Annotated in this window: 19 protein-coding genes; 9 read left to right on the plus strand and 10 right to left on the minus strand. The window is 66.2% G+C overall.

The annotated features are described in order from the left end of the window. Positions 1-17 precede the first annotated feature (17 nt). From gluQRS to ACFWU2_RS19755, 4 genes are all read left to right on the plus strand, one after another. Positions 18-956, plus strand: coding sequence for a tRNA glutamyl-Q(34) synthetase GluQRS (gene gluQRS, locus ACFWU2_RS19740; RefSeq protein ID WP_378609920.1), 939 nt, complete (start codon positions 18-20; stop codon positions 954-956). A 98-nt stretch (positions 957-1,054) separates the two neighbouring features. Next, complete coding sequence (locus ACFWU2_RS19745) at positions 1,055-2,014, plus strand: hypothetical protein (protein ID WP_378609944.1); 960 nt, start codon at positions 1,055-1,057, stop codon at positions 2,012-2,014. A 105-nt stretch (positions 2,015-2,119) separates the two neighbouring features. Continuing rightward, positions 2,120-2,998 carry an RDD family protein gene (locus ACFWU2_RS19750; RefSeq protein WP_378609947.1) on the plus strand — a complete coding sequence of 293 codons (879 nt, stop codon included), beginning with the start codon at positions 2,120-2,122 and terminating at the stop codon, positions 2,996-2,998. Between the two features lie 96 nt (positions 2,999-3,094). Continuing rightward, a complete protein-coding gene (locus ACFWU2_RS19755; RefSeq protein ID WP_378609950.1) occupies positions 3,095-3,844 on the plus strand; it encodes a queuosine precursor transporter in 750 nt (249 codons plus the stop codon). Here ACFWU2_RS19755 and tgt read toward each other — a convergent pair. Together tgt and ACFWU2_RS19765 are read right to left on the minus strand one after the other, a co-directional pair. Then, positions 3,817-5,109 (minus strand): tRNA guanosine(34) transglycosylase Tgt, encoded by a 1,293-nt coding sequence (gene tgt, locus ACFWU2_RS19760; RefSeq protein WP_378609953.1) that lies wholly within the window; start codon positions 5,107-5,109, stop codon positions 3,817-3,819. The genes ACFWU2_RS19755 and tgt overlap by 28 nt on opposite strands. A gap of 69 nt (positions 5,110-5,178) precedes the next feature. Continuing rightward, on the minus strand, positions 5,179-7,878 hold the full coding sequence (locus ACFWU2_RS19765) for a cation-translocating P-type ATPase (protein WP_378609956.1): 2,700 nt from the start codon (positions 7,876-7,878) through the stop codon (positions 5,179-5,181). 131 nt (positions 7,879-8,009) lie between these two features. On the opposite strand from ACFWU2_RS19765, the gene ACFWU2_RS19770 reads away from it, so the two are divergent. The 3 genes from ACFWU2_RS19770 to ACFWU2_RS19780 are packed head-to-tail and all read left to right on the plus strand — an operon-like array spanning position 8,010 to position 10,293. Beyond that, positions 8,010-8,429, plus strand: coding sequence for a pyridoxamine 5'-phosphate oxidase family protein (locus ACFWU2_RS19770; protein ID WP_378609958.1), 420 nt, complete (start codon positions 8,010-8,012; stop codon positions 8,427-8,429). 41 nt (positions 8,430-8,470) lie between these two features. Further along, positions 8,471-9,388: a cation diffusion facilitator family transporter gene (locus tag ACFWU2_RS19775; RefSeq protein WP_378609961.1), complete on the plus strand. Its 918-nt coding sequence runs from the start codon at positions 8,471-8,473 to the stop codon at positions 9,386-9,388. A gap of 20 nt (positions 9,389-9,408) precedes the next feature. Then, positions 9,409-10,293: an aldo/keto reductase gene (locus ACFWU2_RS19780; protein WP_378609964.1), complete on the plus strand. Its 885-nt coding sequence runs from the start codon at positions 9,409-9,411 to the stop codon at positions 10,291-10,293. 16 nt (positions 10,294-10,309) lie between these two features. Here ACFWU2_RS19780 and ACFWU2_RS19785 read toward each other — a convergent pair whose 3' ends face one another. Next, complete coding sequence (locus ACFWU2_RS19785; protein ID WP_378609967.1) at positions 10,310-10,915, minus strand: LysE/ArgO family amino acid transporter; 606 nt, start codon at positions 10,913-10,915, stop codon at positions 10,310-10,312. A gap of 72 nt (positions 10,916-10,987) precedes the next feature. On the opposite strand from ACFWU2_RS19785, the gene ACFWU2_RS19790 reads away from it, so the two are divergent. Beyond that, positions 10,988-11,869: a LysR family transcriptional regulator ArgP gene (locus ACFWU2_RS19790; RefSeq protein WP_378609970.1), complete on the plus strand. Its 882-nt coding sequence runs from the start codon at positions 10,988-10,990 to the stop codon at positions 11,867-11,869. 18 nt (positions 11,870-11,887) lie between these two features. Here the strand turns inward: ACFWU2_RS19790 and ACFWU2_RS19795 are convergent, their stop codons facing one another. The 5 genes from ACFWU2_RS19795 to ACFWU2_RS19815 form a co-directional block, all read right to left on the minus strand. Next, positions 11,888-13,774, minus strand: a complete 1,887-nt coding sequence (locus ACFWU2_RS19795; protein WP_378609972.1) for an ABC transporter ATP-binding protein — start codon at positions 13,772-13,774, stop codon at positions 11,888-11,890. Next, complete coding sequence (locus tag ACFWU2_RS19800; RefSeq protein WP_378609973.1) at positions 13,771-15,498, minus strand: ABC transporter ATP-binding protein; 1,728 nt, start codon at positions 15,496-15,498, stop codon at positions 13,771-13,773. Before ACFWU2_RS19800 ends, ACFWU2_RS19795 begins: the two co-directional genes overlap by 4 nt. 121 nt (positions 15,499-15,619) lie before the next feature. Continuing rightward, entirely contained in the window at positions 15,620-17,962 is a 2,343-nt protein-coding gene (locus ACFWU2_RS19805) for an MMPL family transporter (RefSeq protein ID WP_378609974.1), read from the minus strand. A 72-nt stretch (positions 17,963-18,034) separates the two neighbouring features. Then, positions 18,035-18,628, minus strand: coding sequence for a TetR family transcriptional regulator (locus tag ACFWU2_RS19810; RefSeq protein WP_378609975.1), 594 nt, complete (start codon positions 18,626-18,628; stop codon positions 18,035-18,037). A gap of 95 nt (positions 18,629-18,723) precedes the next feature. Further along, positions 18,724-19,188 (minus strand): RrF2 family transcriptional regulator, encoded by a 465-nt coding sequence (locus ACFWU2_RS19815; RefSeq protein ID WP_378609976.1) that lies wholly within the window; start codon positions 19,186-19,188, stop codon positions 18,724-18,726. A gap of 150 nt (positions 19,189-19,338) precedes the next feature. On the opposite strand from ACFWU2_RS19815, the gene ACFWU2_RS19820 reads away from it, so the two are divergent. Next, positions 19,339-20,283 carry a sterol desaturase family protein gene (locus tag ACFWU2_RS19820; protein ID WP_378609977.1) on the plus strand — a complete coding sequence of 315 codons (945 nt, stop codon included), beginning with the start codon at positions 19,339-19,341 and terminating at the stop codon, positions 20,281-20,283. On the opposite strand, the gene ACFWU2_RS19825 is transcribed toward ACFWU2_RS19820, so the two are convergent. Both ACFWU2_RS19825 and ACFWU2_RS19830 read right to left on the minus strand, forming a co-directional pair. Next, positions 20,264-20,950 carry a YceI family protein gene (locus tag ACFWU2_RS19825; protein ID WP_378609978.1) on the minus strand — a complete coding sequence of 229 codons (687 nt, stop codon included), beginning with the start codon at positions 20,948-20,950 and terminating at the stop codon, positions 20,264-20,266. The genes ACFWU2_RS19820 and ACFWU2_RS19825 overlap by 20 nt on opposite strands. An 80-nt stretch (positions 20,951-21,030) precedes the next feature. After that, positions 21,031-22,521, minus strand: coding sequence for an amino acid permease (locus ACFWU2_RS19830; RefSeq protein WP_378609979.1), 1,491 nt, complete (start codon positions 22,519-22,521; stop codon positions 21,031-21,033). Between the last annotated feature and the right edge of the window lie 1,031 nt (positions 22,522-23,552).

Here is a 23,552-nt window from a genome sequence, read left to right on the forward strand (position 1 = left end):
CGCGGCGGAGTACACCTATGCCACACCCCGGAGAACGACCGGAGGACGCCACGGCAGGGGCGGGCCGGTTCGCGCCCAGCCCGTCGGGCGACCTGCATCTCGGCAATCTTCGTACCGCCGTGCTGGCATGGTTGTTCGCGCGTTCGACGGATCGGCGGTTCCTGCTGCGCGTGGAAGATCTCGACCGGGTCCGCCCCGGTGCCGAACAACGGCAACTCGCAGATCTCGCGGCACTGGGACTCGACTGGGACGAGCAGGTCGTGCACCAGTCCCGTCGAATCCGTCTGTACGAGGACGCAATCGACCGCCTCACCCGTGCCGGTCTCACCTACGAGTGTTACTGCACGCGACGAGAGATCCAGCAGGCCACGTCGGCTCCGCACGCCCCTGCCGGCGCATACCCCGGCACCTGCCGTGACCTCACCGCGGAACAGCGGGACGCGAAACGTACCGCCGATCGCCCACCGGCGATCCGACTGCGTTCCGCCGAGCAGTGGTTCACCGTCCACGACGTCCTGCACGGCGACTTCACCGGGATCGTCGACGACTTCGTACTGCGCCGCAACGACGGGACTCCGGCATATAACCTCGCCGTCGTCGTCGACGACGCGGCCCAAGGCGTGGACCAGGTGGTACGCGGAGACGATCTGCTCACCTCGGCTCCGCGGCAGGCGTATCTGGCCACCCTGCTCGGCCTCACGGTGCCGCAGTACGCGCATGTGCCGCTCGCACTGAACGAGGAAGGCAAGCGGCTCGCCAAGCGGGACGGCGCGGTGACGCTCTCCGACCAGGAGGCAGCGGGCCGATCCGCGGCAGACGTGCTGGGCACGATCGCCGTGTCGCTGCGTCTGGCGGACCCCGGCGAACCCGTGACGCTGCCGTTGCTGCTGGAACGCTGGAACCCTGCGCGAATGCCCCGCGAGCCGTGGGTTTTCCATCCCGATCGTGGCGCGTGAGGCGGGGTGAAGCGAGTACCGAAGTGGTGCTTTTCGGCTGAAGGACACGTACTCTGCGGTGGAGCAGGCGTTCATCCACTCCTGCGGAGAGGGCACCGATGACGACCGGCGGCTACGACCCGAGCAAGGACCCGAGCAAGGACCCGAGCAAGGACCCGCAGAATCCGGGTAGCGATCCCTATCCGTCGCAGGGTGGGAACTACCCGCCGCCGGGCGGATATCCCCCACCTCCGTCGGGAGGCGACTATCCCCCGCCCGGCAGCTATCCCCCTCCCCCCGGCAACTACCCGCCCCCGCCCGGCGGAAACTACCCACCCCCTAGCGGCTACCCGCCCCCTCCCGGCGGTAACTACCCGCCCCCGCCCGGCGGGTTCGGTTCCGGAGGTTTCGGAGCGCCCGGACCGACCCGATTGAGCGTGGGCGACGCGATCTCGTTCGGGTGGCGCAAATTCAGCGCGAATCCCGGCGTCTGGATCGTGTTCGTCGTGGTCGCGCTGCTCGTCCAAGCGCTCATCAACGGGATTTTCAACGGTTTCGACGTGACGGTGCAGGACACCGACGACTTCACATTCACCAGTGCGTTCTCCGCTGCCGGCCTGATCGGCTCCGTGGTCAGCGCGGTCGTCGGATACCTCATCCAAGCCGCGTTCGTACGCGGAGCGCTGAGCGAGGTCGACGGACAGAAGCCTGCGTTCGGAACGTTTCTCCAGGTGGGTCCGATCGGTGCGGTCATTCTTGCGGGCCTGCTCGTCGGCATCGGCACGTCGGTGGGCTTGGTGCTGTGCATCCTGCCCGGACTCGTTTTCGCGTTCCTGACCTGGTGGGTGATGCAGTTCGTCGTCGACCGGAACCAGGATGCGATCACCGCCATCAAGTCCAGTTTCAACGCGGTCACATCCAATGCGGGCACGCTGATCCTGCTGGCGCTGGCACTGATCGGCATCAACATCCTCGGTGCGTTGCTCTGTGGCCTCGGACTTCTCGTGAGCGTTCCGGTCTCGATCATCGCGTCGACGTATGCCTACCGGGTCACCACAGGAGGTCCGGTCGTCGCCTGAACCGCTCGTCTTCTGCCCGTCCGTTACACATCGCTACATCGCTGTCGATGCGCCACGGTTACGTTGTACCGTGGCGCGTTGCCATGCCGATCGACAAGGAGTCATATGACCACCGGTGGATACCCACCCCCTTCGCAGGACCCGCGCAAGCACAGCGGTTACCCGGGTGCTCCCTCGCACGGTGACCAGCCGTACGGCAACCAGCCCGCCGATTACACCCAGCAGTTCCAGAACCCGATCCAGTCCGGGTACAACCCGAACGACCCGTCACAGGGCGGGCAGTACGGGGCACCCCAGTACGGCGCGCCTCAGTACGGGCAGCAGCCCGGCGCGCAGCAGCACGGCGCCGGTGCGACCCAGTACGGAGCACCTCAGCAGGGCGGCCCTCAGTACGGGGCTCCCCAGTACGGTGCACCCCAGCAGGGCGGTCCCCAATACGGTGCGCCCCAGTACGGGGCTCCCCAGAACGAGCCGTACGGCGCCACGCAGTACGGTGCGCCCGGTTTCCCGCCCGCGCCCGGAGCCGGATTCGGCCCCACTCGGCCGGGGGAACTGCTGCCCCGTCTCGGTGCCCGCATCATCGACGCGCTGATCGTCGGCATCCCTATGGCGATTCTCACCAGCATCGTCGTGTTCGGTAGCGACAGCGGCTTCATGGCGTTCGTGATGTCGGTGCTCTCGGGCGTCGCAGCGTTCGCGTACTGGACCTACTTCGAGTCGACCAAGGGCGCCACGATCGGCAAGAAACTGCTCGGCCTCTCGGTCGTCGGCCCCGGCGGCGGACTCCCGACCCGCGAGCAGGCCGCGAAGCGCAACGCCTTTGTCGCGCTTCAGATCCTCAGCGGTATCCCGTTCCTCGGCTGGCTCGTCAGCCTGGCGTCCTTCGCCGCCTGGATCGGCATCGCCGTGACCATCGAGCAGGACAGTGGCAAGCAGGGCTTCCACGACAAGTTCGCCGGTGGCACGCGGGTCGTCAAGTCCTGACGCTGCACTCTGCGAAGCGGGCCCCGTCCTCCAGGACGGGGCCCGCTGCCGTTGAACAACTTCGCGATCATCGTCGCGTGATGCTTGGATGGCCGGGTGACACAGCACGAAACGAGTTCCCCGTCATCCACTACGCATCACGCGGCATTCGCCAGCGTGGGGCGCAGTTCCTACCCGGGGATCGTCGTCCTGTTCACCGCGGTGTTGATGATCTCCAACATCTGCGCGACGAAGGGCATCGCGTTCTTCGCTGACGCCGAGGTCTCGCTCGGTCCGCTGCAGGTCCTGCCGATCATCACCGACGGCGGGTTCTTCCTGTTCCCTCTCGCCTACATCCTCGGCGACGTGCTCAGTGAGGTGTACGGGTTCGCGGCGACCCGCCGGGCGGTGCTGTACGGGTTCGGTGCCGTGGCCCTGTCCGCACTGTGCTTCTGGGTCGCCGAGTCGCTCCCTGCCGCGGAGTTCTACGCCAGCCAGGAATCGTTCGAGGCGGTTCTCGGGGTGGTGCCGAGGATGCTGCTCGCGGGCCTGGCGGGCTACGTCGTCGGCCAGTTGCTCAACTCGTACATCCTGGTGCGGATCAAGGAGCGCACGCAGGAGAAGCACCTGTGGGCGCGACTGATCGGGTCGACGGTGGTCGGCGAGTTCGCCGACACCCTCGTGTTCTGCTCCATCGCGGCCGGCGCGATCGGCATCACCACGTGGAGCGACTTCGTCAACTTCGTGATCATCGGCTTCCTCTGGAAGACCTTGATCGAAATCGTGCTCCTGCCGGTCACCTACCGCGTGATCGCGTACGTGAAGAAGCGCGAGCCGACCTACGCGCCGGCGTCCGACTCTGCCTGACGCTTCTTCGCGTAGAACCGGCCGAGGGTTTCGGCCTTGTGCTCCTCGAAGTAGCCGCCTTCGATGCTCGACCGGATCTCGTCGACGAGGCGCACCGTGAACCGTTCGTTGTGGATGGTGCACAACGTGGACGCGAGCATCTCCTTCGCCTTGAACAGGTGATGGATGTACGCCCGGGTGTAGTGGGTGCACGTGTAGCAATCGCAGTTCTCGTCGATCGGGGTGAAGTCGCGGCGGAACCGGCTGGTGTTGATGTTGAACCGGCCATCGGGGTGGTAGATCGCCGCATTGCGCGCCACCCGCGACGGATTGACGCAATCGAAGGTGTCGGCGCCGTGCTCGATCGCGACGAAGACGTCGTCGGGTTCGCTGATACCGAGCATGTGCCGCGGCTTGGCGTCGGGAAGTTCCTCACAGCACCAGCGCACGATCGTGCCGAGGTTGTGCTTCTCGAGCGCGCCCCCGATTCCGTATCCGTCGAAGCCCCGGCCCGACTCCCCCACGATCGATTCGAGGCCACGGCACGCCTGCCGGCGAAGATCCTCGTATTGCGCTCCCTGCACGACACCGAAAAGCGCCTGGTAAGGACGGTGCGCGCGCTCAGCGGTGAGTTTCTCGTGCTCGGCGACGCACCGCACCGCCCACGCCTGGGTGCGTTCGATCGAGCGTTCCTGATAGCCGCGCGTGTTCATCAATGTCGTCAACTCGTCGAACGCGAACATGATGTCGGCGCCGAGTTGGTGCTGGATCTGCATCGACACCTCGGGGGTGAACCGGTGCCGCGATCCGTCCAGGTGGGATTTGAAGGTGACGCCGTCGTCGTCGACCCGGGCGAGCCGTTCCTTGCCGTGCGCGATGACGTCGTCGTTCTGGACGCCGACCGCCTCCATGGCGATGACCTTCTTGAATCCCACCCCGAGCGACATGACCTGGAAGCCGCCGCTGTCGGTGAACGTCGGACCGTCCCAGTTCATGAACTTGCCGAGCCCACCGGCCTCGTCGACGATGTCCGATCCCGGCTGCAGGTAGAGGTGGTAGGCGTTCGCCAGCAGCGCCTGCGCACCCAGGTCCTTCATCGCCTCGGGCAGAACCGCCTTGACCGTCGCCTTGGTCCCCACGCCGATGAACGCGGGCGTACGGATGTCGCCGTGCGGGGTGTGGATGGTGCCGGTGCGGCCCAATCCGTTGTCGAGTCGGGCCCCGACGGTGAAGAACGGGTCGGGCGGAATCGGTACTGCGGAATCGGTACTGCGAAGGACACTCACCCGACGATTGTGGCAGGTCACCGCTACCTCCCCGACGACCGCCCGGCACTCGGCCCGTCGAGGCGGCGTTCAGTCCCGGCGACGGGCACGCGCGACCGCCTTCCCGATTTCGTCCACCCACAGCACCACCGAACCGACCGCGATCGCGAGCATCCACTGGGGTGCGGTCAGGCCGGTGGTATCGAACAGACCCTGCAGGAAGCTCGTCTGCACCACGCAGACCTGCAGCACGATCACGACAACGATCGCGATCCAGATGGTGTGGTTGGTCAGCGTCTGCAGCGAGAACACCGATCCGACGTTCGAGCGCACGTTGAAGAGGTTGAAGACCTGGAAGAACACGAACGTGGTGAACGCGAGCGTCGTGGCGAACAGCGGATCGCCGGCGTTGTCGGGGAACAGGTCCGGCCCGAAGCGCAGTACTGCGAGGGTGCCGACGGCCATCACGATGCCCAGACCGAGGATCCGCTGGATCCGCGACCGGTTGAGCAACGCTTCCTTCGCCGGCCGCGGGGGCCGCTTCATCGCGTCCGGTTCCGTCCGGTCCACGCCGAGGGCGAGGGCGGGTGGGCCGTCCATGATGATGTTGACCCACAGGATCTGCAGCGCGGTGAACGGGGCGCCGCCCGCGAGCCCGAGCGCCCCGGCCGCAAGGAAGATCAAGACGAATCCCCACGCGGTGGTCAACTGGAACTTCACGAATTTGACGATGTTGTCGTAGATGCCGCGTCCCTCGGCGACGGCCGCGACGATCGTGGCGAAGTTGTCGTCGGTGAGGATCATGTTCGCGGCGCCCTTGGACACGTCGGTGCCGGTGATCCCCATCGCGACACCGATGTCGGCCTGTTCGAGCGCAGGCGCGTCGTTCACGCCGTCGCCCGTCATCGCGACGATCTGCCCGTCCGCTTGCAACGCCTTGACGTACCGGATCTTGTGTTCGGGTGCCACCCGCGCGAGCACACCGAACCCTTCGGCCCGGGCGCGCAACTCCTCGTCGTCGAGGGCATCGAGGTCTGCGCCCGACGCGGCGTTCCCGTCGATTCCGAGCTGTGCCGCGATCGCGGATGCCGTGACCAGGTGGTCGCCGGTGATCATGTGCACCGCGATACCCGCCTCGTGTGCCACCTCGATCGCCGCCTTCGCCTCCGTCCGCGGCGGATCCACGATGCCCACCACCGCGTAGATCGTGAGGTCGGATACGAGTGCCTGGAGCGCGTCCGAATCCCCGCGCGGCACCGCGTCGAGGTCGCGTCCGGCGATCACCAGCGTTCGGAGCCCCTCGCCGGCGAGTCCGTCGACGGCGTCGCGGATCTTCCGGCGCACCGCGTCGTCGAGCGGTATCGGCCCGTCCACGCCCTGCGCGGTGGATGCGCGCTCGAGCAGCGCACCCGGCGCCCCCTTGGCGAAACAACGGAACCCGCCGTCGGGCACAGCGTGAAAGGTCGCCATGTACTTGTAGGCCGAGTCGAACGGGACCTCGGCTATCCGGGTGAGTGCGGCGCGCGCACCGTCGACGTCGATGCCGCCCTTCTCTGCCAGCACGACGAGCGCGCCCTCGGTCGGATCGCCGACGAGCACACCGTCGTTGACCGTGGCGTCGTTGCACAGACCCATACCGAGCAATGCGTCGGTGAGATCAGGGGCGGGCTGACCGTCGCCGACGAGGATCTTCCCGTCCGTCCCGTAGCCGGAACCGGTGACACGGAACGTGCGGCCGCGAATCAGGAGACGTTGCACCGTCATCTCGTTGAGGGTGAGCGTTCCGGTTTTGTCGGTGGCGATGTGTGATGTGCTGCCCAACGTCTCGACTGCAGCGAGTTGCTTGACGATCGCCCCACGGGCCGCGAGGCGGGAGGCTCCCATGGCGAGGGTGAACGCGACGACCGCCGTGAGCCCCTCGGGGATGGTCGCGACGGCGAGGGACACCGCGGTGACGAGCAGGTCCGACCACGTCTGTCCCCGCAGCAGACCGAGAACGAAGACGAGCGCGACGGTGACGATCGCGACGATGGTCAGCGTCTGGGCGAGCTGGCCGATCCGGCGCTGCAGCGGAGTCTGTTCCACGCCTGCGCTACCGAGAAGCGTGGCGATGGCGCCCATTTCGGTGGCCATTCCCGTCGCGGTCACGACCATTTCCGCGCGGCCGCGCGTGACCTCGGTGTTCATGAACAACATGTCGGTGCGGTCGCCGAGCGGGGCGTCGGGGGCACCCACCGGGTCGATCGACTTGTCCACGGGGTGCGATTCGCCGGTGAGCGCGGCCTCGGCCACCTGTAGGCGCACGGCATGGACGAGGCGGCCGTCGGCGGGCACCGAGTCGCCGGATTCGAGCAGGACGATGTCGCCGGGAACGAGTTGTTCCCGAGGCAGCGACTGTTCGCGGCCGTCGCGACGCACCCGCGTTGTGGACACGGACATCTTCTTCAGCGCCTGCAGGCTGTTCTCCGCCCGAGATTCCTGCACGAAGTTCAGCACCGTGTTGAGCGCGATCACCGCGAAGATGACGACGGGTGTCTCCCATTCCCGGGACACCACTGCGCTCACGACCGCGGCGACGACCAGCACCAGGGTCATCTTGTCGGCGAGCAGCGAGAGCACTTTGCGCCAGGCGGGAGTGCCCGCCGTCTCGGCGATCAGGTTGGGCCCGTGCTCCGCCAGTCGTTGCTCCACGTCGGCGGCGGAGAGCCCTCGTTGCGTGTCGACGCCCAGCGCGTCGGCCACCTCGGGAGCCGTAGCGGTGTGCCAGGGCTGCGTGGTTGCCACCTGCATGACGGCTCCTCGGTGTCGGAAATCGGTCGGTTCTCACCGTACTGTGAGCAGACAGTCATGGGGTTCGAGTGCACCCGTCCGGCGTTCGTGGTGAGCTAGGGGAAATACTCACCGAGTTCGAGGAGTGTGCCGTGAGCGAGAGCCCGAATACCGGCGAACCGACCACCGTTCTGAGCGACGAGGAAAGCTGGGAACTGCTCGCGACCGAGAAGGTCGGCCGTCTCGTCGTCGTGGTGAACGGCTATCCGGAGATCTACCCGGTCAACTACGCGGTGCGCGACCGGAAGGTGTACTTCCGCAGCGCAGAAGGCAGCAAACTCGCAGAACTGACCGTGTATCCCCAGGTGGCGTTCCAGGTCGACCACATCGAGGCAAACGATGCATGGAGCGTCGTGATCCACGCTCGTGCCCACATTCTTCAGCACTTCAGCGACGTACAGGCCGTCGACGCACTGGGCCTGACCCCCTGGGTTCCCGATTCCAAGTTCAACTACGTCGAATTGATCGCCTCCGAAACCGCCGGCCGAAGGTTCTCGCTGGTCGAGCACTGATCACTGGTCGAACACGGACCTCTGGTCGAACACCCGACCTCATGACACACGCGGACGAGAACCGCCTGCTGATGCGGTTCATGCTGCTCTCGGTGGCCGCCGCGTTGGTCACCATCGCGATGAAAGTGATCGCGGCCTGGCTCACGGGGTCGGTGGGCCTGCTGTCCGACGCACTCGAGTCGGGGGTCAACTTCGTCGCGGCGGTGGTCGGCCTGATCGCACTGCGGGTCGCTGCCAAGCCTGCCGACTACAACCACCAGTTCGGCCACGGCAAAGCCGAGTACCTGTCGGCAGCCGTCGAAGGAACCATGATCTTCGTCGCGGCCACCGCGATCCTGTGGTCGTCGGTGGACCGCCTGGTGCATCCGCAGCCGGTGGAGCAGCCCGGTATCGGTCTCGCGCTGTCCACCGCCGCGTCCGTCGTCAACCTTGCCGTGGGTCTCGCTCTCATCCGGGCGGGGCGGCGGCACCGCTCGATCACGCTCGTCGCCGACGGAAATCACCTGCTGACCGATGTGTGGACCTCGGTAGGTGTGCTCGCCGGTGTCGGGCTCGTCGTACTCACCGGATGGGACGTGCTCGATCCGGTCGTGGCAATCCTCGTGGCACTCAACATTCTGCGCATCGGGTACGACCTGGTGAAGCAGTCCGTCATCAGCATGCTCGACGTCGTGCTCCCCCAAGAGGATGTCGCCGCGGTGGATGCGGTCCTCGAGCGGTACCGGCAAGGCGGTTCCGTCGTGATCCTCCCGCCGCGCACCCGGCAGGCCGGACGGCAGCGCTTCGTGTACCTGACCGTGCGGGTACCGGGTGATTGGACGGTCCGGGCGGGCCACGATCTGCTCGACCGGCTAGAAGCCGATCTCCGCGATGCTCTGCCCGGAACGACGGTCTTCACGCACCTCGAACCGATCCGGCCGGGTGTGGTGGTTTCGGCAGACGAACCCCGGAAGCGCTGAAGGACGCCTAGCGTGGAGTGATGGGCACACCGCTGATCACCTTGAACAACGGAGTCACCATCCCCGCGCTGGGCCTCGGTGTCTTCCAGACCCCACCCGAACAAACCGTCGCTGCGGTGACCACTGCATTGGACATCGGCTACCGGCACATCGATACCGCCGCCGCGTATCTCAACGAGCGCGAAGTGGGCCAGGCCGTCGCCCGGTCCTCGGTCGACAGGTCCGATGTCTTCCTGGAGACCAAGGTCTGGATCACCGATTACGGATACGACTCGACCTTGCACGCGTTCGACAAGAGCGCCGCGAAACTGGGCGTCGAGCAGATCGACCTGCTCATCCTGCACCAGGCGTTGCCCGGCGAGTTCGACCTCACCATCGCCGCCTACAAGGCGCTGGAGACACTGCTCGCGGACGGCAAGGTGCGTGCCATCGGAGTCAGCAACTTCATGCCGGACCATCTCACCCGGCTGATGGATGCGACCTCGATCGTCCCGGCGATCAACCAGGTCGAAGTGCATCCCTACTTCCGCCAGTCCGCCGTGCTCGAAGCCGATGCCGAGAACGGCACAGTCTCGCAGGCTTGGTCACCGATCGGGGGAATCACGTTCTATCGGAACGGCTCTCACGGATCCACCCTGGACGACCCCGTCATCGGCGGTATCGCCCGGGCACACGACAAGACCCCGGCTCAGGTGATGTTGCGATGGCACCTGCAGCAGCGGCGCCAGGTCATCCCGAAATCGGTCACCCCGTCGCGGATCGCCGAGAACTTCCATGTCTTCGACTTCGATCTCACCGTGGACGAACTCGCGGCGATCGACGCCCTCGACACCGGGGTGCGCGGCGGGCCCGAACCCGAAGCCATCACCCGCGAAAACTTCGGACTCGACATTCCCGAACCCTGAGTCCGGTGGCCGGCCGCTACGTACCTGCCGTCACAAGCCCTGCGCCGAGGCCGAGCATGAGCACCGCGACGCCGCCGTCGAGAAAGCGCCACGCGTTCGGTTTCGCGAACCATCGCTGGAGGTGCCGGGCGCCGTAACCGAGCGCGCCGAACCACACCGCACTCGCGGCGATCGCGCCGACACCGAACCACCACCTGCCCGGGTTGCCGTAGTGGTTCGCCACCGATCCGAGCATGAGGACCGTGTCGAGGTAGGTGTGGGGATTGAGCCAGGTCAGGGCGAGGCACGTGGCCAGTGCCGCCCCGATGGTGACGGCGCCACCGGGCGCGGCCGCGAGCGCGGACGGGCGCAGGGCACGCCGCGCGGCAAGCAGTCCGTAGACGATCAGGAACGCTGCTCCGGCCCAGCGGATCACGTCCACTGCTCCGGGTGCGTGGTCCAGCAGGGTGGAGATACCGGCGATGCCGGCGGTGATGAGTATCGCGTCGGAGATCGCACAGACGGCAATGACGGGCAGCACGTGCCGGCGCGCGATGGCCATTCGCAACACGAAGGCGTTTTGCGCGCCGATCGCAACGATGAGGGACATGCCCATGCCGAATCCGGCGACGACGAGATGCATGTCGTCCACGGTAGGAATCCGAGAGGATGAAGGACAGGTGATTTTTCTTCAGTAGCATTAGAGTTGCTTCATATGGACGTCGACTTCGCGCAGCTGCGCACATTTGCCGCCGTACTCGACGAAGGCACGTTCGACGGTGCGGCCGCGGTCCTGCGCATCACACCGTCTGCGGTGAGCCAGCGGATCAAAGCGCTCGAACACCATGTGGGCCAGGTGTTGTTGCGGCGCACCCGCCCCGTGACGGCCACCCCCGCGGGCGAGGCGATCATGCGACTGGCCCGGCAGGTCTCACGACTCGAGGAAGACACCGAGGATGCACTCGGGCTCGCGCCCGGTGACGACAATCACGTCACGATGTCCCTCGTCGTCAACGCCGACTCCATGTCGACGTGGATGTTGCGCGCACTCGCCCGCATGCCGGAACGGCACCGCGCACTGTTCGAGTTGCACCGGGAGGACGAGTTCCACTCCACCGAACTGCTGCGGGACGGCACCGCCATGGCTGCGGTCACCTCGGTACCCGAACCGGTCCAGGGCTGCACTTCCGAAAAGCTCGGTGCTATGCGCTATTACGCCATGGCGAGCATCGACTTCGCCGAACACTGGTTTCCCGACGGGACCACCCCGGCCGCCCTGCGCGTTGCACCGATGCTCAGCTTCGACCGCAAGGACGACATGCAGGACCGCGCGTTGCGCAGGGTGACGCGCGCGCGACTCGAACCGCCCCGCAACTATGTTCCCGGTGCCCTCGAGTTCGTCGATGCGGTCCGCCTGGGCCTGGGCTGGGGCATGCTGCCCGAACCCATGCTCACCGACACGACGGGCATGGTCCGCCTCGACCCCGGCCGGCCGTTCGATGTGCCGCTGTACTGGCAGCGGTGGAAACTGGAATCGCCGGTTCTCGACTCGCTCACCGAGGCCGTACGACGCACCGCCCGGGAAGTCCTGCGGTAGCGGGATTCCGGCGAGACCTCAGTCGACCAGCACCTTGAACTGGGCGTCGTACAGGCGCGCATACGCACCGCCCGCCTCGAGCAACCCGTGGTGCGTGCCCTGTTCGACGATACGTCCGTCCTCCATCACCACGATCCGGTCGGCATCCCGGATCGTCGAAAGCCGGTGTGCGATGACGAAACTCGTCCGTTCGTCGCGCAGCCGCGCGGTTGCCTGCTGGACGAGCAGTTCGGTGCGGGTGTCCACGGAACTGGTCGCCTCGTCGAGAATGAGGATCGACGGCTTCGCGACGAACGCGCGAGCGATCGTGACGAGCTGGCGTTCACCGGCGCTGAGGCTGCCGTTCTCCTCGTCGAGCACCGTGTCGTAGCCGTCGGGCAGCGCGCGCACGAAGCGATCGACGTAGCTCATCCGCGCGGCCGACATGATCTGGTTTTCGGTGGCGTGCGGGTTGCCGTACGCGATGTTCTCGCGGATCGTGCCGCCGAAGAGCCAGGTGTCCTGGAGGACGATTCCGATACGCGAACGCAATTCGTCCCGCGACATCTGGGTGATGTCCACCCCGTCGACGAGGATGCGACCCGAGTTCACCTCGTAGAAACGGAGGATGAGATTGATGAGAGTGGTCTTGCCGGCACCCGTAGGTCCGACGATCGCGATCATCTGACCGGGCTCGACGCGCAGCGAGAGATCCTCGATGAGCGGGCGATCCGGCACGTACGAGAAGGCGACGTGTTCGAACTCGACGAGACCGTGACGACTCCACGGCATCGTGGGCGCCGGGGGTTCCGGCTCCTCCTCCGGCTCGTCCAGCACCGCGAATACCCGCTCGGCCGACGCCGACGCCGACTGCAGAAGATTGACCATCGCGCCGATCTGGGCGAGAGGCTGCACGAGTTGTCGTGAGTACTGGATCAAAGCCTGGATCTCGCCGAGGGTGGCGGTGCCCGAAGCGACACGCAGCCCGCCGAGGACGGCGATCACGACATAGCCGACGTTCCCGAGGAACGTCACGAGCGGCATCACGAGACCCGAGACGAACTGCGCCCGGTACGACGCCTGATAGAGCGATTCGTTGGTCTCGGTGAAACGCTTCTGGACCTCCGCGGTGCGGCCGTACGCCGTGATGAGCTCGTGGCCCGTGAACGCTTCCTCGATCTGCCCGTTGAGTGTGCCGGTCGCCTCCCACTGCGACGCGAAATGCTTGCGGGAGCGGCGCGCGACGATCACCGTCGCGATCACGGACGCCGGAACGGTGAGGATCGCCACGACAGCGAGCACCGGCGAGATGAACAGCATCATCACGACGAGCCCGATGAGCGTGAGCACCGCCAGTACCAGCTGCGAAATGGATTCCTGCATGCCCGCCGACACGTTGTCGATGTCGTTGGTGACGCGACTGAGCATGTCGCCGCGCGAATGGGTGTCGAAGTATCTCAGGGGCAGCCGGTGGATTTTGCGTTCCACCCGCGAGCGCATGTCGCGCACGACGCGCTGCACGATCTCGTTGAGGCCGTACGCAGCCATCCAGATCAGGCCCGACGACAACAGGTACAGCGCGAGCACGATCACGAGGATCCGGCCGAGATTCCCGAAATCGATTCCGACGCCCGGCACGACATTCATGCCGGAGACCATGTCGGCGAACTGGTCTCGTCCCTCAGCCCGCAGCCCCGCGACCGCCTCTTCCTTGGACACGCCGGCGGGGAGTTGCTTTCCGATCACACCGTTGAAGATCACGTCGGTGCCGCGACCGAGAACGAACGGGGCGATCGACACGCTCACGACACCGAGCACTGCGGCGAGGAACACCGAGTAGACGGCGTATCGGTGCGGGTGCAGCATCCCGAGGACGCGGGCGACGGTGCGCATGCGCGACGGTGCGCTCTCCTCCGGGGTGGTCATACCGACGCCATCCTCTGGGACTCGACGATCTCGACGTATGTGGGGCAGCGGCCGAGCAGACCGAGGTGCGTACCCACGTCGACCATCGTGCCGTTGTCGAGCACCACGATGCGGTCGGCGTCCTGCACCGTCGACACGCGCTGGGCGACGATCAGGACACACGCATTGCGGGTTTCCGGCTCGAGGGCCGCCCGCAACCGGCTGTCCGTGGCCGGGTCGAGCGCCGAGAACGCGTCGTCGAACAGGTAGATGGACGGACGCCGAACCAGCGCGCGGGCGATCGCGAGACGCTGTCGCTGCCCACCCGACACGGTCGTGCCGCCCTGCGAGATCTCGGTGTTCAGCCCGTCCGACGTGGCCCGGACGAAGTCCGCGGCTTGCGCTATCTCCAGGGCGTGCCACAACTCGTCGTCGGTGGCATCGGATCGTCCGTAGCGCAGGTTGTCCGCGATGGTGCCCGAGAACAGATAGGCCTTCTGCGGCACCACGGAGATCCGGGAGCGCAGCACCTCGGTATCCAGCGTCCGGATGTCGGTGCCGGCGACGAGCACCTGGCCTTCCGTTGCATCGATCAGCCGTGGCAGCAGGCGCATCAGCGTGCTCTTACCGGACCCGGTACCGCCGATGACGGCGGTGGTGGTGCCGGGCTCGGCGCGGAACGAGATGTCGCGGAGCACCGGTGCGTCGGCGCCGGGGTAGGAGAATCCCGCACGCCGGAACTCGACAGAGACGCGAGCGGGGAGTTGCCGGACCGGGTCGGGCGGCGACGCGACCGTCGGCTCGGTGTCGAGCACCTCGAGCAGGCGTTCCGCGCACACCGTGGCGCGCGGCGCCATGATGGCGATGAACGACGCCATGAGCACCGCCATGAGGATCTGTGCGACATAGGTGATCATCGCGGTGATCGAACCGATCTGCATCTCACCGGCGTCGATGCGCTGGCCACCGACCCACAACACGGCCACGGTGCTGACGTTCGCGATCAGCAGGACCGCCGGATACAGCAGGGAGTTGACCCGTCCGACGCGCAGCGCGGTCGCGGTGAGGTCGTCGTTGGCCCGCTCGAAGCGGGCGCGTTCGGTGTCGTCGCGGACGAAGGCCCGCACGACCCGGATACCGGTGATCTGTTCGCGAAGGACCCTGTTGACCCCGTCGATGCGTTTCTGCATCACCCGGAAACCGGGCAGCATGAGCAGGATCAGCGCCACCATCGTGAAGACGAGTACCGGAACCGCGACGACGAGAACCAGCGATGTTCCGGGGTCTTCGCGCAACGCCATGATGATGCCGCCGACGGCCATGATCGGAGAAGTCACGACGATGGTGCAGGTCATGAGGACGAGCATCTGGACTTGCTGCACGTCGTTGGTGTTGCGGGTGATCAGTGACGCCGCGCCGAAGGTGCCGAACTCCCGCGCCGAGAACTCGCCGACGCGCCGCACGATCGCCAGCCGGACATCCCGGCCGAACGACATGGCGGCCCGCGCGGCGAAGTACACCGCGCCGATCGCGGCGCTGATCTCGACCGCGCTGATGGCCAGCATCACCAGGCCGGTACGCATGATGAATTCGACGTCCCCGGCCGCCACGCCCTCGTCGATGATGTCGGCGTTGAGGCTCGGCAGGAGCAACATCCCGCCCGTCGCGACAAGCTGGAGCAGCACCACTGCGGCAAGCGCGCCCTTGTATGGCGCGAGAAACCGCCGCAACAGCCGTATCAGCATGGGCAACACGCTACCTGCGTGACGCGACGATCCCGGATTGCGGAGCCCGGCCCGGGACCGGTCACCGCGCAACCGGCCGAGCGGCCACCGGCACGAACACCGGTGACCGCCGACCGGATCGTCACACCCGGGCCGTTTCTGTCTCCGGCTCCACCTCGTCGGCGGCGAGTTCACGAGTGAGCTTCTCACCCTCCACGTCGACGTTCGGAAGGATCTTGTCGAGCCACTTCGGCAGCCACCACGCCTTGTCGCCGAGCAGCGCCATCACCGCCGGAATGATGACCATCCGCACGATGAAGGCGTCGAAGAACACGGCGACGGCGAGCGCGAAGCCCATCGACTTGATCAGCGAGTTCGGTTCGGCGATGAAGGCCGCGAACACCGAGATCATGATGACCGCCGCCGCGCTGACGACACGGGCGCCGTGGCCGAAGCCGGACACCACCGCATCCTTCGCCGACGCACCGTGCACGAACTCCTCGCGCATGCGGGTCACCAGGAACACCTGGTAGTCCATCGCCAAGCCGAAGACGACGCCGATCAGGAAGATCGGCATGAAGCTCACGATGGGTTGCGGGTTGGAGATCAGCCCACCCCAGCCTTCCTGGAACACCGCCACGGTGGCACCGAACGTCGCGAGCACACTCAGCAGGAAGCCGAGCGTCGCGGTGAGCGGCACAAGGATGGAGCGGAACACCAGCATGAGCAGGATGAATGCGAGTCCGACCACCACAGCGAGGTACGGAACCAGAGCGTTCTGGAGGCTCTCGGACACGTCGCCTTCCAGCGCGGTCTGCCCGGTGATGCCGTACGAGACTCCGAACTCGTCCTGCAGCCGGGACTCGTCGTCACGGATGGACGAGACGAGATCCATGGTCGCTTCGTCGCTCGGACCGCTGCGCGGCGTGACGAGGATCTGCGCGGTGTCACCGGCCTCGTTGACCGACACGATCTGCGCATTGACGACCTCGTCGTGTTCGGACAGCGACGCGACGACCGCACCGAACGCAGCGGGTGCGTCCACGTCGGCCTCACGGGCGTCCGCGACGACGACGAGCGGGCCGTTGCGTCCCGGGCCGAAGCCCTCGTCGATCAGGTCGTAGGCCTGACGTGCGCTCGTTGCGGGGTCCCCGGTCGCTTCGCTCGGCAGCGCGAGTCGCAGGCCGGTCGCGGGAATGGCGAGCACGCCGAGCAGCACCACACCCGCGACGAGCGGGATGAGCGGGCGACGCACGAGTGCGGCGGCAAACTTCGGAGCGGCACCGGGCTTGTCGTCCTCACCTGCGCCGGCCTTCAGGCCGGGAATGCGCCCCGCGAAGGCCTTCTCACCGAAGAGCGAGAGGACGGCGGGCAGCAGGGTGATGGCGATGAGCACTGCCATGAAGACGGTGAAGGCTGCCGCGTATCCCATCGCGGAGAGGAACGGGATACCCACGACTTGCAGGGCTGCGAGCGCGATGATGACCGTCAGACCCGCGAACACGACCGCCGAACCGGCGGTGCCCACAGCGCGACCTGCCGCTTCGGCACGGTCGGAGGTGACGGTGAGTTCGTGCCGGAAGCGCGAGACGATGAACAACGAGTAGTCGATTGCGACCGCGAGACCGATCATGATCGCGAGGGTCGGTGTCATCGAGCTGAGGTCGGTGAAGCCGGTCGCGATGGTGATGCCCATGCTGCCGATGCCGATGCCGACCAGGGCGGTGATGAGCGGCAGACCGGCCGCGACCAGGGAACCGAACGTCAGGGCGAGCACGATTGCCGCAATGCCGATGCCGACGAGTTCCGCGGTACCGCCGGGGAGTTCGACCGCGCTGGCAGCAGTCCCGCTGACCTCCACGGTCAGGCCGGCGTCGCGGCCGATGTCCGCCGCGGCCGCGATCTGGTCACGCACGGTGTCGTCGACGTCGCTCATCTCGCCGGTGAACGGCACGGTGACGAAGCCGACCGTGCGGTCGGAGCTCAACGGCGACAGTGCGGCGGCGTTCGCAAGAGCGGCGTCCTCGGGCAGTCCCTGTTCCGCACCGGCCGCCTTCATCTGTTCGACGAGGCCCGCGTCGGCGAGTACCGGGTTGGCCAGTACACCGGCCTGCTCCTCGGGGGTCGCCGTCGCCGGATCCACCTTGGCCGGCGGCGCCACGCGGTCGATGTCGCGCACCGCGGCGAGCACGTCGTCGATGGCCTGCATGTTGGCGGGCTCGTCGAGGGTTTGACCGTCGGGGGCGGCGAACACATACCGGGCGCTGAGCTGATTCATCGGATCTTCGGCCGACGGGAAGCGTTCGGCCATCAGGTCCTGTGTCTTCTGCGCGGGGGTACCGGGCAGAGAGAAGGAGTCGGTGGTCGGACCCGACAGCGTCGCGGCGCCGACACCGAACAGGACGAGGATCGCCAGCCAGAAGGAGAGAACCGTGCCTTTTCGCCGGTAGGCGAACTTGCCGATCCGATATAGGTAGGTCGCCACGAGGCACCCTTTCGTTCGGACATTTTCTTGCTGAGGGAGGGGTCGAGTCGACCGCCGTAGGGCGTACTCGCGTTACTGGAAGCCGAGACGCAACCGGCCGAAGGCGTCGCGGATGAGGTCTTCGGGTGACCGGTCGGCTCCCGCGAGATGCATCTCGATCGCTGCCTTGATCGCGCCGAGAGCCAGGTGGTGGATCAGGTTGGGAAACAGTTCCACGCCCGGATCGGTGCCCGTGCGTTCGGCGATGACGTCGACGAGCATCCGCGTCGACCGTCGCTCGACCTCGATACCCCGGACGAGCAGTGCCGAGGATTCCTCCACGACCGAAACGCACGCACCGATCTCGTCGAACGACCACTTCGGGTCGGTGACGAGACCGACGGCGCATTCCCGGAGGGAATCGAGGATGTGTTCGTCGGCCGGGCGCTGCCGCAACATCTCGATCCATTCCTCGATCACACGCTCGAGATGAACGAAGACCGCTTCTTCCTTGCTGGCGAAGTAGTTGTGGAACGTGCGTGTCGAAACGCCTGCGCGTGCGGCGATCGCATCGGCGGTGACCGCGTGCACACCGTGCTCGCGGGCAAGTTCGGCGGCCGCTTCGGCGAGCGCCGCCCGCGTCGCCGCCTTCTTACGGTCGCGCAGACCTGAGGAGGGAAGACTCACTCCATCGACCGTACAGAAATTGCAGAGCTCGGTAAGTTTGCAGAAGTGTGCACGATTATGCGATTACCCACACCGGGCACTCACAGTGGTGCAGGTCACACTCGGCGGCGCTCCCAGGCGTCCTGGTCGCGGGTGAGTTCCTCGATGAACGCGGGCAGGTCGTCGGCGACGACATCCTCGAGCGATACCTCCTCGAGGACCGCGCGCAGATTCACCCGCACCGCGATCCAGACGTCACGCAACTTCTCGGCCGCGCCGGTGTAGACGACGTCCTCGGGCCGCTCCCCGCGCACCGACGCGAGCGGCCCCTCGACCGTCCGGATGACGTCGGCTATCGAGATGGCACCCGGGGGACGCGCGAGCCAATAACCCCCTTCGGGGCCGCGCCTGCTGCATACGAGCCCACCCCTCCGCAGGTCGGCGAGCACCGCCTCCAGGAACTTGTGCGGTATCGATTGCGCGGTCGCGAGGGTTTCGGCCTTCGCCGGGCGGTCGTCGCCTTTGGCGGCGAGTTCGAGGAGGGTACGGACGGCATAGTCGACCCTCGCGGTGATGTGCATTCCACGCCTCTCACTACGCTGCCGACGGAACCCCCAATTCCTACCAGCAAACTGCGGAAACGGCCGTTCGCGATTCCCAGGCTACTGGTGACACGCACCACATCACGAGTAGATTGAACCGTTGTTCACACCTATCGAAAGAGTTGTGCCATGCGGGAGACCCTCTTCGACTCCTGGGGGTCGTTGCTCGAGCCCCTGCACGATCCGGTCGCGCTCGCGATCCCGGCTTTCGTGTTGTTCCTGGTCCTGGAATGGGTCGCGGCTCGCACGCTCGAACACGTCGAACCCGGGCCCGATGGCCGGTCGCACCCGCCGAAAGGCGGCTACGAAGCACGCGACGCACGCGCAAGCCTCTCGATGGGACTGGTGTCGATCGCCACCAGCGCATTCTGGAAGGTGCTCGCGCTCGTCGGGTACTCCGCGATCTGGGTCTACGTCGCGCCGTGGCATCTGCCCGCCGACGCCTGGTACACCTGGGTGATCCTGCTGGTCGGCGTCGACCTGCTGTTCTACTGGTACCACCGCACCGCGCACCGGGTCCGCCTCGTGTGGGCCACCCATCAAGCTCATCATTCGAGCGAGTACTTCAACTTCGCGACGGCTCTGCGCCAGAAGTGGAACAACAGCGGCGAGATCATCATGTGGCTGCCGCTTCCACTGCTGGGAATCCCGCCGTGGATGGTGTTCCTCGGCTTCTCCGTGAACCTCGTCTACCAGTTCTTCGTGCACACCGAGCGGGTCGGCACGCTGCCCAGGCTCGTCGAGTTCGTTTTCAACACCCCCTCGCATCACCGGGTCCACCACGGCTGCGACCCCGAGTACCTCGATCGCAACTACGCCGGCATGTTCATCATCTGGGACCGGATGTTCGGCACGTTCCGGCCGGAGACCCACCGGCCGACGTACGGCCTGACGAAACCCGTGGGCACCTACAAGATCTGGGAGTTGCAGACCCACGAGTACAAAGCGATCGCGCGCGACTGGCGTTCGGCAACGACCTTGCGCGACAAGATGGGTTACGTGTTCGGACCGCCCGGGTGGACTCCCGCACACGACCGGCAGGGTTCGGAGACAGTCAGTTCCGCTCGAGCGTGATCAGGAAGTCGATGCTTCCGGTGCCGTCGACGGTCACGAACCCGAGGTTCGGCGGTTCCACACCGTAATCCGACCAGACCGTCGGGATGCTTCCGGACGCCACGATGACATCACCGGTGCGGAGGACCTGCACCTCCACCGTGGCCGGTCGCTCCTGTCCCCGCAGCGACAGCGTCCCCGTCGCGGGCACGGTCGTCGCCGTTCCATCCGTCGGGAGCGCCGTCAGATCCACCGGTTCCGTCAGGACGAACGTTGCCGTCGGATAGGTCCCGGTGTTCATCACCCGGTCGCGAAACTGCCCGTCGCGCTGGGAACTGTCGGTGGTGACGGAGTCCACCCGGACCGTCACCTCGGCGGCAGTGAGCGTGTCGTTCTCGATCGTGGCGGTGCCGGTCACCTGGTCGGTGCTGCCCACCACGGTGACGTCGGCTCCGCGCAGGATTTCCTCGACGGTGTAGCCCGCGGCGGTGCGGTTCGGGTCGGTCCCCGCGGTCACCGCCCAGGAACCGTTCAACTCACCGGACGCGGCTTCGGCACCGGATTCGGAAACCGACGCTGCCGGCGCGTCGTCCTCGGCGATGAAGTTGCCGTAGACCCACGGCGCGACGAAGAACCCGAGGATCGCGATCACGACAATGGCTGCGAGGGACCATCCGAGCTTGCGCATGCCCACGACAATAGTTGAGGCTTCAACGCCGTGCGGTGTTGAACGCGGGAATGGGTCGCACGCTGCGGTGGTCCGCGGAGCTATCCCGGCGGATCGCGATCAGGAGTGCCTGCCAGCACCGAATGGCGTCGGCTGTACACGAAGTAGATGACCACCCCGATGGCCATCCACACGACGAAGCGCAACCACGTCTCTACCGAGAGGTTCACCATGAGCCACAGGCAGGCCACCACCGCGAGTATCGGCACGTACGGCACCAACGGCACCCGGAAGCCGCGTTCGAGATCACCCCGGGTGCGGCGCAGCACAAGCACTCCGATCGACACCAGGACGAATGCGAACAGCGTGCCGATGTTGACCATCTCTTCGAGGGTGCCCAGCGGAACCAGGCCCGCAAGCACAGCCACCACCACGGTGACGAGGACCGTCGTCCGCACCGGTGTTCCCCGCTTGCCCGTGTGGGCGAGTCGGCGAGGCATGAGGCCGTCGCGTGCCATCGCGAACAGCACCCGCGTTTGGCCCAGCATCAGCACCATCACGACTGTCGTGAGACCGGCGAGAGCACCGAAGGAAATGAGGTTCTTCGCCCAGTCCATGCCGTTGATCGCGAACGCGGTGGCCAGCGTCGACTCGTCGCCCTCGAGTTCCTTGTAATTCACCATGCCCGTCAGGGTGAGACTGACCGCGACATAGAGGACTGTGACGATCGCGAGAGAACCGAGGATCCCGATCGGCACCGCTTTCTGCGGATTCCGCGTCTCCTCGGCAGTCGTCGCGACGACGTCGAAACCGATGAATGCGAAGAACACGAGACTCGCCGCAGCGAGCAGGCCGTACCAGCCGAACGTACTGCCGCCCGCTCCCGTGACGAAAGAGAACAGCGACTGGTGCAGTCCGTTGTCGGTCTCCGCGGCCTCGGCAGGCGGAATGTAGGGCGCGTAGTTCTCCGCCTTGATGTAGAACGCCCCGAGCGCGACGACGAAGATGACCACACCGACCTTGATCGAGGTGATCACCAGGGACACCCGAGAGGACAACTTCGTCCCGGACGCGATGACGACGCCGATGACTACGACGATCAGAACCGCTCCCCAGTCCACCTTCACCGGTCCGACCATCACGCTCGACGACAGCCCGCCCATCACCTCACCGAGATACAGCGACCAGCCCTTGCCGACCACCGCGGCGGCGAGCGCGAACTCCAGGATGAGATCCCAGCCGATGATCCAGGCGACGAACTCGCCGAATGTCGCGAACGAATAGGTGTAGGCGCTACCCGCGACAGGCACGGTGGAGGCGAACTCCGCGTAACACAGCGCGGCGAGAGCACAGGCAATGGCGGCGAGGACGAACGCCAGCGACACCGACGGCCCCGCGACATTCCCGGCCGTGCGAGCGGTGAGCGTGAAGATGCCGGCGCCGACGACGACCGCGACACCGAACACGACCAGGTCCCACGCGGTGAGGTCCTTGCGCAGCTTCGAATCCGGGTCGTCGGTGTCGCGGATGGACTGCTCCACCGACTTGACGCGGAACAGACCACGGTCACGCTTGCTGCCGGCTCGAGTCATCTTCGTTCCTTTCGTACCGAGCAGGAACCTACTCGGTGTGAGCAGCCGCCATGGAGGATTCCGGAACGATGACGCGTTCGGCCCCGACGTCGGTCCGGTGACCTACCTGCCACCATCTCCGGTCGGCGGGTACAACCTGGACGCGCTGATCGATCCGTATCCCGCCCGTCCCCACCCGCGCGCCGGTGAGGTCGTCACCGGTGAGAACTACACGCTCCTCTGGTCACTCTCGTCGCTGACACCGCGGCGTCGGCCTTCGCTGGGTGGACCGAGCCCCTGCGTTTCATCAGCATCACCCGGTATCGGGGCCTCCGGTGGAACGACTGGACGATATCCTCGCCACGCCAACATCTTTCATGATCGATGGGGTGGTGGCCGATGCGCGGATGGCTCGACGCGTTGGCCGAACGCGGGTCGGCCCGCTGTGACCAGGGTTGCGGACGGTGGTTACGCGGCGCCGACCGCAACCCGGCACCGGGCCGATGAATCCCTTCCGCGGACGATCATGACCCGCACTCGGAAGTAATTGAATTCACCAAGAATTGCATCGATAATGCGACACCTTCCCCAAGAGACGGCAAAATCAACAATTCACAAAGCCGCCACAACGGTCATACATACCGAATACCGCTCAGAACAGTGAATTTCTCACAATAGTGAATTTCAAGTCGGACGAATCAAGTGCGCAGCGGCCGCGGTCGATCGACCGGCCACGCGATCGCCACACCGGTCTTTTTTGGTTGTCGCGGACAGCACGTTCGGGGTGTACCGCCGGATTGCCCGCGACGAGGTGGCGTCCCGAGTCGGGTTCCGGACCGGCTCGGCCCGTCGCCTGTCTGCGACCACGCTGCGAGCGTGGCGGGGCTTGACGGTACCGATGACCTGATGATCAGTGAATACACTTACGCGCCAATACAACTGGTATGTCACCCCCGGGAGCCTTTGCGACCAGGGAGCCGACGGTGAACGTCGTGCCCGCCTCGGCCAGGGCGGTCAGATTCGACGCGGAGAGCTTGCCGGCGTCGGCGGGC

Origin of the sequence: Rhodococcus sp. NPDC058639 (genome assembly GCF_042717545.1) — a bacterium.
Lineage (GTDB): Bacteria > Actinomycetota > Actinomycetes > Mycobacteriales > Mycobacteriaceae > Rhodococcus.